The sequence below is a fragment of the Pseudooceanicola antarcticus genome (genome assembly GCF_900215355.1).
Classification (GTDB): Bacteria; Pseudomonadota; Alphaproteobacteria; order Rhodobacterales; family Rhodobacteraceae; genus Pseudooceanicola; species Pseudooceanicola antarcticus.
In genome coordinates this window covers 479,720-492,559 of the sequence record NZ_OBEA01000001.1, presented here as the reverse complement: position 1 = coordinate 492,559, position 12,840 = coordinate 479,720, and the positions used below count along the sequence as shown (strand labels likewise).

Sequence of the window (12,840 nt, the reverse complement as noted above, 5' to 3'; positions counted from 1 at the left end):
CGTTGACCTTTGCGCGGGTCCGACTTTAATGGCTGTCTGCAAGAGAGACCTGATGCCAGACAAGAATTCGATCCTCGAAGAGATGAACGACCGCTCGCGGGAGGTCTTCCGGCGGGTTGTCGAAGGGTATCTCGAGAACGGCGAGCCCGTCGGCTCACGCACGCTGACCCGCGTGATGAGCGAGAAGGTCTCGGCCGCCACCATCCGCAACGTCATGCAGGACCTCGAGTACCTCGGGCTGCTGGACAGCCCCCATGTCAGCGCCGGGCGCATCCCGACGCAGCAGGGGCTGCGCATGTTCGTCGACGGGTTGCTGGAGGTGGGCGACCTCGACCCCAGCGAGCGCCAGAAGATCGACGCCACGGTGGGCAATGGCGGAGACATGGGCGGCCTGCTGGACCGCATCGGCTCGGCGCTGAGCCTGGCGACCCATGGCGCCTCGCTGGTGCTGACGCCCAAGCACGAGGCGCCGATCAAGCATATCGAATTCGTCAGCCTGGGCCCCGAGCGCGCGCTGGTGGTGCTGGTCTTCGGCGATGGCCATGTCGAGAACCGTCTTTTCACCCCGCCGCCGGGACAGACCCCCAGCTCGATGCGCGAGGCGGCGAATTTCCTCAACGCCGCGCTCGAGGGCAAGACGCTCTCTGAGGCGAAGTCGGCTGTTTCACGTGAAATAGAGGCGCGGCGTCAGCAGATCGACGGGCTGGCCCGCGAGCTGGTGGAAAGCGGTGCCGCCATGTGGGAGGGAGAGGGCGATTTCGGCGAACGGCTGATCGTCCGCGGCCGCTCGAATCTGCTGAACGCGCAGGAGTCCGAGGACCTGGATCGCATCCGGTCGCTCTTTGACGACCTCGAGCGCAAGCGCGACATCGCCGAATTCCTGGAACTGACCGAAGAGGGCGAGGGAGTCCGAATTTTTATTGGGTCCGAGAACAAACTTTTCTCACTTTCGGGTTCCTCTCTGGTGGTCTCTCCATATATGAACGCTGACCGGAAGATCATCGGTGCGGTCGGTGTGATTGGGCCCACGCGGCTCAACTACGGGCGCATCGTTCCGATTGTTGATTACACGGCGCAGCTGGTCGGGCGGATGCTGACCGACCGGCGCTAGGCCGATAAGAGGTGAGAGATGGCAGAGCCGAAGGACGAAGAGTTCCTGGACGATATCGAACAGGCCGAAGCCGAGGCCTATGAGGTCGAGGTCGAAGAGATCGACGACGACGAGGCCGAGATCGAGGCCCTGCGCGCCGAGCGCGACGAGATGAAGGACAAGTGGATGCGGGCTCTGGCGGATGCCGAGAACGCCCGCAAGCGTGCCGACAAGCAGCGCAAGGAAGCCGAGAACTACGGCGGCACCAAGCTGTCGCGCGACATGCTGCCGGTCTACGACAACCTCAAGCGCGCGGTCGAAGCCATGGGCGAGAAGACCGAAGAGAACGCGCCGCTGTTCGAGGGCATCGAGCTGACCATGCGCGAGCTGCTGAACACCTTCCGCAAGCACGGCATCGAGCCGATCGCGCCTGAGGTTGGCGACAAGTTCGACCCGAACGTCCACGAAGCCATGTTCGAGGCCCCGGTGCCCGGCACCAAGGCCGGAGAGATCATCCAGGTCTCTGCCGAAGGCTTCATGCTGCACGACCGCCTTCTGCGCCCCGCGCAGGTGGGCGTCTCCAGCTTCACCGGCTGATTTCGCCCCCTGCAGGGGCGAAGCCTCCGGCGGCAGTATTTTCAGCCATCGGATAGATGAAAGAGGCTCTTCCTTCTATCCGATGGCCACAAATACTGCGGGGGAATCCGCAGAGCGGATGGGGGCAGAGCCCCCCTCACCAGATCCCAGAAGGCGCCCCGGTTTCCCGGAGGCGCCTTTTTCAGGCCTCCAGCCCCGCCATGGAGAGGATCGCGGCCATAACGGCGTAGATCCCGCGCAGGCTCAGCTCGGGCTCGGTGTCGATCCATTCATCCAGCGTATGGGCCCGGCCACCGGTGCCGCCGGAACCGATGCAGATCGCCGGCACACCCAGCGACATGGGGATATTGGCATCGGTCGAGCTGACGCGGAAGGCCGGCTCGAAGCCGAAGGCGCGGACGGCGTCGGCGCTGGCCTTGTGGATCGCCTCTTCCGGTGCGGTACGACCTGCGGGGCGGTTGCCCAGCACATCAAAGCGCGCGGTGACCTCGCCCTTGGCGGTGTCGTTGCGGCTGTTCTCCAGAGCCAGTGCGCCCTCGACCAGTTCGCGCATCTGCGCATCCAGTGCATCCAGCGCCTGCGGATCGACCGAGCGCATGTCGATATCCACGTAGACCTGTTCCGGGATCGCGTTGATCGAGGTGCCGCCGCCGAGGATCGACAGGTTCAGCGTGGTCTTCGGCTCTTCCGGCACGTCGATACGGGCGAAACCTGCGGCGAACTCGGCCAGGGCATTGGCCGGGTTCACGATGCCGAAATCGCCGAAGCTGTGCCCGCCCGGACCCTCGAAGGTGACCCGGTAGCGGTAGGAGCCGACGCCGCGATCCACCAGCTCGGGCGTCTCCAGCCCGTCGACGGTGAAGAAGCTGCCGATCTGCGGCCCCAGCGGGTTCTCGTTGAAGAGGTAGCGGATGCCGCGCAGGTCGCCCACGCCTTCCTCACCGACGTTGCCGACGAAGAGGATATCGTTCTGCGGCGTGATCCCGGCGGCCTTCATGGCGCGGATGATCGACAGGTTCACCGCCAGCGCACGGGTGTCATCCCCGACGCCCGGCGCGAACAGCTTGGTGCCCTCGCGGCGCACGGTGACATCGGTGCCCTCGGGAAAGACCGTATCCAGATGCGCGGCGACGGCCACCATGGCGCCATTGCCCGAGCCCCGGTAGATGCCATGGGCATTGCCGATGCCGTCGATCTGCACGTCTTCCAGACCGGCCTCGCGCAGCATCTCGGCATAGGCCATGGCCTTTTCCTCTTCCATGAAGGGGGGCGCGGGGATCTCGGTCAGGGTGACGATCTCTTCCACCATGCGGTCATGGTCGGCCCGCAGCAGATCCTGCGCGCGCTGTACCCCGGGATGGGAGAGAATATCTTTTATTTCCATGACCTTATCCTTTCCTGCCTCACCCGCGTGAGGCGTCCTTCAGCCGATACAGCACCTCCAGCGCCTCGCGGGGCGAGAGGTCGTCGGGCGTCACGCCCTCAAGCAGCTCGGCCACGGCGCGGATGTGTTCGGGCACTTTCGCCTGGGCGGGGGCAGGGGCGGGTGCTGCGGCAAAGAGCGGCAGATCGTCGATCACCGCCTTGGGGCCCGCGCCCTTGCGGTCGCTGTCCTCGAGCGAGGCCAGCACCTCGCGCGCACGGTTGACCACGCTCTCGGGCAGGCCCGCCAGCTTGGCCACCTGCACCCCGTAAGAGCGATCCGCCGCACCCATTCGGACCTCGTGCATGAAGATCACCTCGCCCTCGTGTTCGCGCACGGTGACGGTGGCGTTTTCCACCCCGTCGAGGCGTTTCGAGAGCTCGGTCATCTCGTGGTAATGGGTGGCGAAGAGGGCGCGGGCGCGGTTGACCTCGTGCAGGTGTTCCATGGTGGCCCAGGCGATCGAGAGGCCGTCATAGGTGGCGGTGCCGCGGCCGATCTCGTCCAGGATCACCAGCGCGCGGTCGTCGGCCTGGTTGAGGATGGCGGCGGTTTCCACCATCTCGACCATGAAGGTCGAGCGGCCACGGGCAAGGTCGTCGCTGGCACCGACGCGGCTGAAGATCTGGCTGACCAGGCCGATATGGGCGGTGGTCGCGGGCACATGGCTGCCCATCTGGGCCAGCAGGGCGATCAGCGCGTTCTGGCGCAGGAAGGTCGACTTACCGGCCATGTTGGGGCCGGTCAGCAACCAGATCGCGGCGGCCTCGCCGGCGGGCAGCAGGGCGCAGTCATTGGCGATGAAGGGCGCGCCTTCCCGCTTCAGCGCCTGTTCCACGACGGGGTGGCGGCCGCCCTCGATCTCCAGCCGGCGGGACATGTCGACGCGCGGGCGCACCCAGTCCTCGGCGCGGGACAGGTCGGCCAGCGCGGTCGCCAGGTCGAACTCGGCCAGCGCGCGGGAAAGGCGGGTGATCTCGGGCGCGGCGTCAAGGATGGCCTCGCGCAGCTGGCCGTAGAGCCGCAGCTCGATGCTTTGGGCCTGACCGGCGGCATTCAGGATGCGCGTCTCGAGCGAGGTCAGCTCGGGCGTGGTGAAACGCACCTGGTTGGCGGTGGTCTGGCGATGCTTGAAGGCGTCCGAATGGGGCGGGTTCAGCATCTTGTCCGCATGGGTCGCGGTGACCTCGATGAAGTAGCCCAACACGTTGTTATGCTTGATCTTCAGCGAGGAGATACCGGTCTCTTCGGCGTATTGGCTCTGCATCGAGGCGATGACGCCGCGGCCTTCGTCGCGCAGGCGGCGCACCTCGTCCAGCTCCTGATCGTAGCCCGGCGCAATGAAGCCGCCGTCGCGGGCCAGCAGGGGCGGTTCGGCGACGAGGGCGGCGTCGAGAAGGGCCAGCAGCTCTTCCTGGCCAGAGAGGCCCTGCGCGCTTTCCGCCAGTAGGGAGGGCAGTTGCGCATCCGACAGGCGCGCCGCCAGAACCTCGGCCTGGCCCAGGGCGTTGCGGATCGCGGCTAGGTCACGCGGGCCGCCCCGGTCCAGCGACAGGCGCGAGAGCGCGCGGTCGAGGTCGGGCACCTTGCGCAGGCTGTCGCGCAGATCCTCTGAGAGGCGGGTGTGGTCGCAGGCGAAATCCACCGCATCCAGCCGCGCGGTGATCACCGGCAGCGCACGGGACGGAGACGAGATGCGCCGTTCCAGCAGCCGGGCACCGACGGCGGTCACCGTGCGGTCGATCGAGGACAGCAGCGATCCGGCGCGGGCGCCGTTCATCGCATGGGTGATTTCCAGGTTGCGGCGGGTGGCGGCGTCGATCTGCACATTGCCATCCAGCGCCTCGCGCTGCGGCGGGCGCAGCAGGGGCAGCTTGCCCTTCTGGGTGATCTCCAGGTAGTCGACCACGGCCCCCATGGCCGAGACCTCGGCGCGCGAGAAGCTGCCGAAGCTTTCCAGCGTGCCCACCTTGAAGAGATCGGTCAGCCGGGTCTGCGCGCCGGAGCTGTCGAAGCTGCCACGCGACAGGGGGGTCAGAGAGATGCCGAAGTCATCGACCAGCTCGCGCGCCTCGGCCTCGTCGGCCTCGCTGACCAGCAACTCGGAGGGGCTGAGCCGGGCCAGCTCGGGCCCCAGCTTCACCGCCGCCATGGGCATCACGTGAAACGCCCCGGTCGAGATATCGACCCAGGCCAGGGCGCTTTCGCCACGCACGGTGGCAAAGGCCGCCAGGAAGTTGTGGCGACGGGCCTCCAGCAGGGAATCCTCGGTCAGCGTGCCCGGCGTGACCAGCCGCACCACGTCGCGGCGCACCACCGACTTGCTGCCGCGCTTCTTGGCCTCGGCGGGGTCCTCCATCTGCTCGCAGACGGCGACGCGAAAGCCCTTGCGGATCAGCGTCAGAAGGTAGTTCTCGGCGGCATGAACCGGCACGCCGCACATCGGGATGTCCTCGCCCAGGTGCTTGCCGCGTTTGGTCAGGGCGATGTCCAGCGCACTTGCGGCGGCTTCGGCATCGGCAAAGAACATCTCGTAGAAATCACCCATGCGGTAGAACAGCAGGGCGTGCGGATATTGTTCTTTTATCTCAAGAAATTGCGCCATCATCGGCGTGACGCTGGCTGCTGTGCTCATGGGGCCCCTCAGGTCTTTGGGGCAATCTACAAGTGGCAGCCGCCGGGTGAAAGGTGAAACCTGGACCTGTTGTCGGGTTGGCTGACGTTGTGTAAGACGCTTGAGCCGTTAAGGGAGAGCACCCATGTCCAAGAGCCGGATCAGCCGCGAAGACGCACTGGCGTTTCACCTCGAGCCCACACCGGGCAAGTTCGAGATCAAGGCCTCGGTACCGATGACCACGCAGCGGGATCTTTCCCTGGCCTACAGCCCCGGCGTGGCGGTGCCCTGCGAAGAGATCTTCGAGAACCCCGAGACCGCCTATGACTATACCAACAAGGGCAACCTTGTGGCGGTCGTGTCGAACGGGACCGCCGTTCTGGGCCTCGGCAACCTCGGCGCGCTGGCCTCGAAGCCGGTGATGGAGGGCAAGTCGGTGCTCTTCAAGCGTTTCGCCGACGTGAACTCGATCGACATCGAGCTGGACACCGAGGACCCCGAAGAGATCATCAAGGCCGTGCGGCTGATGGCGCCGACCTTCGGCGGCATCAACCTGGAAGACATCAAGGCGCCCGAGTGTTTCATCATCGAGCAGCGCCTGAAGGAAGAATGCGATATCCCCGTCTTCCACGACGACCAGCACGGCACCGCCGTGATCTGTGCCGCCGGCCTGATCAACGCGCTGCATATCAGCGGCAAGAAGATCGAAGAGGTGAAGATCGTGCTCAACGGGGCAGGGGCCGCCGGCATCGCCTGTCTCGAACTGCTGAAGTCCATGGGCGCGCGTCATGACAATTGCATCATGTGCGACACCAAGGGCGTGATCTACCAGGGCCGCAAGGAAGGCATGAACCAGTGGAAATCGGCCCATGCCGCCAATACCAGCGCCCGCACGCTGGCCGAGGCGATGGAGGGGGCCGATGTCTTCCTGGGGGTGTCCGTGAAGGGTGCCGTGACCCAGGAGATGGTGAAATCCATGGGGGCCAATGCGGTGATCTTCGCCATGGCCAACCCCGACCCCGAGATCACCCCGGAAGAGGTGCACGAGGTGCGCGAGGACGTGATCGTCGCCACCGGCCGTTCGGATTACCCGAACCAGGTCAACAACGTGCTGGGCTTCCCGTACCTGTTCCGTGGCGCGCTGGATATCCACGCTCGCGCCATCAATGACGAGATGAAGATCGCCTGCGCTGAAGCGCTGGCCAAGCTGGCCCGTCAGGATGTGCCCGACGAGGTCGCCATGGCCTATGGCAAGGCGCTGTCCTTCGGCCGCGATTACATCATCCCCACGCCCTTCGACCCGCGCCTGATCTACGTGATCCCGCCCGCCGTCGCCCAGGCGGGGATGGAGACCGGCGCCGCGCGGCGTCCCATCGTCGACATGGACGGCTATGAACAGCAGCTGAAGGCGCGCCTGGACCCGACCGCCTCGATGCTGCGCGCCCTGCATGCCCGCGCACGTCATGCCCAGGCCCGGATGCTGTTCGCCGAGGGTGACGACCCGCGCGTGCTGCGCGCCGCCGTCAGCTACCAGCGCAACGGGCTGGGCGAGGCACTGGTGGTGGGCCGCGAGGCCGACGTGGAAGAGAAGCTGCGCGCCGCAGGCCTGGGCGATGCGGTGGGCGAGCTGAAGGTCGTCAACGCGGCCAACACGGAATACCTGCAGGACTACAAGGATTTCCTCTACGAGCGCCTGCAGCGCAAGGGGATGGACCAGCAAGACGTGCACCGCCTTGCAGCGCGTGACCGGCATGTCTTCTCGGCGCTGATGCTGGCCCATGGCCATGTCGACGCCATGGTCACCGGCGCGACCCGCAAGTCGGCCCATGTGATGGAGCTGATCAACCACGTCTTCGATGCCGGGCCCTCGGATGGGGCTGTCGGCACCACCGCCGTGCTGCTGAACGGGCGCATCGTGCTGATCTCGGACACGCTGGTGCATGAATGGCCGGACGAGAACGACCTGGCCGATATCGCCGAGCGCTCTGCCGAGGTCGCCCGCGACCTGGGGCTGGAACCGCGCGTGGCCTTCGTCAGCTTCTCGACCTTCGGCTACCCGGTCTCGGAGCGGGCCGAGAAGATGCACCTGGCACCGAAGGTGCTGGAGAAGCGCGGCGTCGATTTCGAGTTTGAAGGCGAGATGACCGTGGACGTGGCGCTCAACGCCAAGTCGCGGGCCCATTACCCCTTCGCGCGGCTCAGCGACAACGCCAATATCCTGGTGGTCCCGGCGCGGCACTCGGCCTCGATTTCGGTGAAGATGATGCAGGAGATGGCGGGCGCCACGGTGATCGGTCCGATCCTCTCGGGCGTCGACAAGCCGGTGCAGATCTGCTCGACCGGCTCGACCGTCAACGACATCCTCAACATGGCCATCATGGCCGCCTGCAAGGTCAAGTAGATGCCGGTCTGGAATCTTGGCTCGGTCAATGCGGACCTGGTTTTCCAGGTGCCGCATTTGCCGGCCCCCGGTGAGACCCTGGCCGCCACGGACTTCAAGCGGGGCCTGGGTGGCAAGGGTGCCAACATGTCCGTCGCCGTGGCGCGGGCGGGGTCCTCTGTGCATCATATCGGTGCCGTGGGCGAAGACGGGCTGTGGATGAAGGAACGGCTGTCGGGCTACGGCGTGTCGGTCGATCATGTCGCCGAACTCGCGGGCCCCTCTGGCCAGGCGGTGATCGAGCTGGACGCCGAGGGCGAGAACCGCATCATCATCCTTTCCGGGGCCAATGCCCGCATCGACGTCTTCGGGCTGGACGAGATCCTGTCAGAGGCGCAGCCGGGCGACTGGGCGATCTTCCAGAACGAAACCAACGGTCTGCTGGATTTCGCCCGCGCGGTGAAGGCGCGGGGCCTGCCGCTGGCCCATGCCGCCGCCCCCTTCGACGCCGAGGCCGTGGCGCCGCTGCTGGAGCATCTCGACCTGCTGGTGATGAACGAGGTCGAGGCGGCGCAGCTTGAAGCCGCGACCGGCATGACCCCCGCCGCGCTGCCCGTGGCCGACGTGGTGATCACGCTGGGTGCCAAGGGCGCGCTCTGGGTCGGTGCCGGCGGAGAGCAGCGCTTCGAGGCGCCGAAGGTCACCCCCGTCGATACCACCGGCGCCGGGGATACCTTCACCGGCTACCTGGTGGCCGCGCTGGAACAGGGGCTGGACATGGCCGATGCCATCACGCTGGCGCAGAAGGCGGCCTCGGTCATGGTGACCCGGCTGGGCACGGCGGATGTGATCCCCCTGCGGGATGAGCTCTAGTCTCACGAATTCGTCAGAGAAGGTGAAGAGATCCGGCGCCGGGGCGTGAAACCCCGGCGCTTTCCTTTCGTGACTCGAGGGACCGCGCCGCCTGGCGTGGCTTTCAACGAGTTAACGGGAGGTTCCCCAATGAAGACCATCACCCTTGCCACCGGCCTGATCCTGAGCGCAACCGCGGCTTTCGCCGATGACCACGCCATGCCCATGGTCGAAGCCATGGACCAGAGCGTCGCCAATGGCGTCGTCAGCGCCAGCGCCATCATGGCCCCCGAGAACGGCTGGCTGGTCGTCCACCGCACCGATGCCGACATGGCGCCGGGCCCGGTCGTCGGCTACGCGCCGCTGCGCGCCGGTGAGAACGCCGACGTTGCCGCGATCCTGCAGGAAGAGGTCATGCCCGGCGATATGCTGATGCTCATGGTCCACTCGGAAGAGGGCGGCATGCAGACCGGCGTCTTTGAATACACCCTCGGCGCCAAGGAAGACGGGCCGATCCGTGTCGACGGCAACCTCGTCATGACCGTGGTCACCGCCGAGTAACATCCGGTTCCGGGCCCGTGCAGAGGCTCTCTCTGCCAACATCCGGGGCTCGGTTGTCGCGCAGCTCCCACCCCCCTTGCGCTGCGTGACTAAAAAGAGGGAAGGCCGCTTGGCTTTCCCTCTTTTGCCTCCTAGCGTCTGCCGCGAATGGAGGTGCCTATGAGCGACACTCGGGAACAGACGGCCCATGATGCCGAACACGATGCCCGCAACGACAATCTGAAATTCTGGCTGAACGGCCGCGTGGTCGAGAAGGCCGAGGCCGTGGTCTCGATCTACGACTCCGGCTTCATGCTGGGCGACGGGATCTGGGAGGGGCTGCGCCTCTACGATGGTCACTGGGCCTTCCTGGGCGAGCACCTGGACCGGCTGTTCGAGGCCGCCCTGGCCATTGACCTGGACATCGGGCTGAGCAAGGCGGACCTGGTGCAGGCGCTGGACGACCTGCGCGCCGCCAATGACATGCACACCGATGCCCACGCCCGCCTGATGGTGACCCGTGGCGTGAAGGACCGGCCCTTCCAGCACCCCTCGCTGTCGCGTTCCGGGCCCACCGTGGCGATCATCATGGAGCATTCCAGGCCCGCCCTCGGTCGCCCGATCCGCCTGGCCACGGTGCCGCATCTGCGCGGGCTGCCGATGACCCAGGACCCGAAGCTGAATTCCCATTCCAAGCTGAACTGCATCCTGGCCTGTATCGCCGCCGAGAAGGCCGGCGCGGACGAGGGGCTGATGCTGGACGTGCATGGTTTCGTGAACACCACCAACTCCTGCAACTTCTTCATCGTGCGGAAGGGCGAGGTTTGGACCTCGACCGGCGACTATTGCATGAACGGGATCACCCGCCAGAAGGTCATCGACCTGTGCCGGGCCAATGACATTCCCGTCTCTGAGCGCAATTTCTCTCTGGTCGATACCTATGGTGCGGATGAGGCCTTCCTGACCGGCACCTTCGGTGCCCAGACCCCGGTCAGCGAGATCGACGGCCGCCGGATCGGCACCGGAGAGCTGGGCCCGGTCACCGAGCGCCTGCGTGGCCTCTACAAGGCGCTGGTCGCGGCGGAGGCAGGCGCATGAAAATCGCCTGCTGGTCCGGCCCCCGCAATATATCGACCGCGATGATGTATGCCTTCGGAAACCGCGCCGATTTCTCGGCGGTGGATGAACCCTTCTACGCTGCCTATCTGGCGCTGACGGGGCGCGAGCACCCGATGGGTGACCAGATCCTGGCCTCTCAGCCGCAGGACCCGGCCGAGGTGGTGGCGGCGATCAAGGGCCCCGATGCGACGCCGCACATCTACCACAAGCACATGGCGCAGCACATGATCCCGGAGGTGCCGCGCGACTGGTTCGCGGACATGAAGCATGTCTTCCTGATCCGTCATCCGGCCCGTGTGGTCGCCAGCTTCTCGGCCAAGTACGACAATCCCGAGCTTTCCGAGATCGGTTTCGTCCAGCAGGCGGAGCTCTACGAGCAGCTTCTGACCGAGGGCCACAGCCCCGTGGTCATCGACAGCGTCGATATCCGCGCCGATCCCGAGGGCATGCTGCGCGCGCTCTGCGACAGGCTTGGCCTCGACTGGGATCCGGCGATGCTGAGCTGGGAGGCCGGGCCGAAGCCCCATGACGGTGTCTGGGCCGCGCATTGGTACAATGCCGTGCATGGCTCGACCGGCTTTGCCGGGGCCGAGGGCGAGATGCCCGAGCTTGAGGGAGAGATGAAGGCGCTGGCCGAGGCGGCGCTGCCGTCCTACGCCCTGCTACAGGCGGTGCGCCTGCGCGCCTGATCTGTCCAACTGACTGTCAGACATGAAAAAACGCGGCCTCCGAAGGGAGGCCGCGTTTCCAGATCCCGAAGGATCTCTGACTTATGCCAGAGCGATGTTCGAAGCGGACTCACGGCCATCACGGCCGGATTCCACGTCGAAGGTCACTTTCTGGTTGTCGGCCAGACCGGTCAGACCGGCGCGCTCGACAGCAGAGATATGCACGAAGATATCCTTGCCACCGGATTCCGGTGCGATGAAGCCGAAGCCTTTAGTGGTGTTGAACCATTTTACGACGCCATTAGCCATGTCGTAGTCTCCTGTAAAAGTCTGCCCGCGGAATGCGGCAGTGCGGCGTGGTCGGTCTGGATCGAGACTGAGCGCCGGATTAGAGGAGACAGTGGTCGAAATAGAAAAACGTAAGCCCTTGCGCCCTACGCTGGTTAGCTGAGTCGTACAAGGAAAATCTTCTGACTAGCCGTTCTATCTCGGCTGGATCGAAGTGACTGGTTGATAACCCTTTTATAGGAATCGATTCTGACACATTCCGTTAACCATCTGAATTTAATGGTTGAATCTATGTCGTTGTCATGTGAAGCTAAGAAACAGGGCAGCCACCCCGCCAAGAGTAGACTGCCCTGAACCTTACTTGCCCTTGCGGGGCTTTGGTTTTTTCACGGTCTCGACAACATGCGTACTTGGCTTGTTGCGAGCCGTGGAGACCGGAGTAAAGCGGCCTGTGACCGCGCTCCGACCTATTTTGCGGGTCGATTTCGCCATAGAGTTCACCTCCTTTCCCGGGCAGCAGCCCAAGCCTGAGAAGGCTAGGTGTTGTAGCGGGAGCGATTCCCGCCCGCCTATATAGTATATGGCAAGCCGTGTTGCTGAGTCGAGTCAGAGTGTTCTCTGGCTGTTCTGCTCAGCCAAGCACCTTCCCCAGCTTCATCGCCAGCGACATGTCCCCCGAGACCTTGATCTTGCCGAAGGCGAAGGCGGCCATGGGGTTCAGATCTCCGGCCATCAGCTTTTCCAGGTTCTTGCGGCTGATGTGGATGGTGCAATCGGCCTCTTCATCCGCCAGGCGGGCGGCGCCGTCGCGGATGGTGATGGCGCCTTCGTCGCCACAGTCGAACTTGAAACTGTCTTCGACCGGACGTTTCTCCAGCCCGCGCGAAATCTTCGCGGCGATCTCTTCGATGGTCATTGCGGCTCCCCCTCGCATGGATGCGTCAGGGGTGACCCTCATGGGGCCTCTTGCCAAGCGTGACGTTGCTGCAAATCGCGTAAAGGTCGAGAAAGCCCGCCCCAGGGCAGAGGCTTGCCGAATGGCTGCCCCAGGGTCATCCTGAGCTGACAACAGGGGAGGATCACATGGATCCGGTCAACATGGCGTATTACGCGGTGGTCTGCGCGGGGCTTGCCGGGCTGTCACCCCGGTTCCGCACACTGCCGCTGCGGCTGGTCATCGGCGCGGTGGTGGGGCTGGTGGCAGCGGGGCTCTTGCCCTCTCTCAGCGCCGCGCTCGGGTTCTAGCGGCAACGAAAAAGGCCGGACCCT

At 65.2% G+C, this 12,840-nt stretch carries 12 protein-coding genes; 8 read left to right on the top strand and 4 right to left on the bottom strand.

Annotated elements, in window-relative coordinates; translation table 11 throughout:
* The first annotated feature begins 52 nt into the window (after positions 1-52).
* Together hrcA and CRO50_RS02410 are read left to right on the top strand one after the other, a co-directional pair.
* Complete coding sequence (hrcA, locus tag CRO50_RS02415) at positions 53-1,111, top strand: heat-inducible transcriptional repressor HrcA (RefSeq protein WP_097144269.1); 1,059 nt, start codon at positions 53-55, stop codon at positions 1,109-1,111.
* Positions 1,112-1,129: 18 nt separating this feature from the next.
* A complete protein-coding gene (locus CRO50_RS02410) occupies positions 1,130-1,687 on the top strand; it encodes a nucleotide exchange factor GrpE (protein WP_097144268.1) in 558 nt (185 codons plus the stop codon).
* 181 nt (positions 1,688-1,868) lie between these two features.
* On the opposite strand, the gene CRO50_RS02405 is transcribed toward CRO50_RS02410, so the two are convergent.
* Together CRO50_RS02405 and mutS are read right to left on the bottom strand one after the other, a co-directional pair.
* Positions 1,869-3,071: a M20/M25/M40 family metallo-hydrolase gene (locus tag CRO50_RS02405; RefSeq protein WP_097144267.1), complete on the bottom strand. Its 1,203-nt coding sequence runs from the start codon at positions 3,069-3,071 to the stop codon at positions 1,869-1,871.
* Positions 3,072-3,090: 19 nt separating this feature from the next.
* Positions 3,091-5,745 (bottom strand): DNA mismatch repair protein MutS, encoded by a 2,655-nt coding sequence (gene mutS / locus CRO50_RS02400; protein WP_097144266.1) that lies wholly within the window; start codon positions 5,743-5,745, stop codon positions 3,091-3,093.
* Positions 5,746-5,869: 124 nt separating this feature from the next.
* On the opposite strand from mutS, the gene CRO50_RS02395 reads away from it, so the two are divergent.
* The 5 genes from CRO50_RS02395 to CRO50_RS02375 all read left to right on the top strand — a co-directional run bounded on the left by CRO50_RS02395 (position 5,870) and on the right by CRO50_RS02375 (position 11,304).
* On the top strand, positions 5,870-8,125 hold the full coding sequence (locus CRO50_RS02395; protein ID WP_097144265.1) for an NADP-dependent malic enzyme: 2,256 nt from the start codon (positions 5,870-5,872) through the stop codon (positions 8,123-8,125).
* Entirely contained in the window at positions 8,126-8,977 is an 852-nt protein-coding gene (locus tag CRO50_RS02390) for a ribokinase (RefSeq protein ID WP_097144264.1), read from the top strand.
* Positions 8,978-9,106: 129 nt separating this feature from the next.
* Complete coding sequence (locus CRO50_RS02385) at positions 9,107-9,517, top strand: DUF7282 domain-containing protein (protein ID WP_097144263.1); 411 nt, start codon at positions 9,107-9,109, stop codon at positions 9,515-9,517.
* Positions 9,518-9,676: 159 nt separating this feature from the next.
* Entirely contained in the window at positions 9,677-10,594 is a 918-nt protein-coding gene (locus CRO50_RS02380; RefSeq protein WP_097144262.1) for a D-amino acid aminotransferase, read from the top strand.
* Positions 10,591-11,304: a sulfotransferase-like domain-containing protein gene (locus tag CRO50_RS02375; protein ID WP_097144261.1), complete on the top strand. Its 714-nt coding sequence runs from the start codon at positions 10,591-10,593 to the stop codon at positions 11,302-11,304. Before CRO50_RS02380 ends, CRO50_RS02375 begins: the two co-directional genes overlap by 4 nt.
* Before the next feature lie 81 nt (positions 11,305-11,385).
* Here the strand turns inward: CRO50_RS02375 and CRO50_RS02370 are convergent, their stop codons facing one another.
* Positions 11,386-11,592 carry a cold-shock protein gene (locus CRO50_RS02370; protein WP_097144260.1) on the bottom strand — a complete coding sequence of 69 codons (207 nt, stop codon included), beginning with the start codon at positions 11,590-11,592 and terminating at the stop codon, positions 11,386-11,388.
* Positions 11,593-12,202: 610 nt separating this feature from the next.
* Positions 12,203-12,487, bottom strand: coding sequence for an SCP2 sterol-binding domain-containing protein (locus tag CRO50_RS02365; RefSeq protein WP_097144259.1), 285 nt, complete (start codon positions 12,485-12,487; stop codon positions 12,203-12,205).
* A gap of 167 nt (positions 12,488-12,654) precedes the next feature.
* On the opposite strand from CRO50_RS02365, the gene CRO50_RS20045 reads away from it, so the two are divergent.
* The gene (locus CRO50_RS20045) at positions 12,655-12,816 is read left to right on the top strand and encodes a hypothetical protein (protein WP_179747189.1); all 162 of its coding nucleotides are present in this window, start codon (positions 12,655-12,657) and stop codon (positions 12,814-12,816) included.
* The last annotated feature ends 24 nt before the right edge of the window (positions 12,817-12,840 follow it).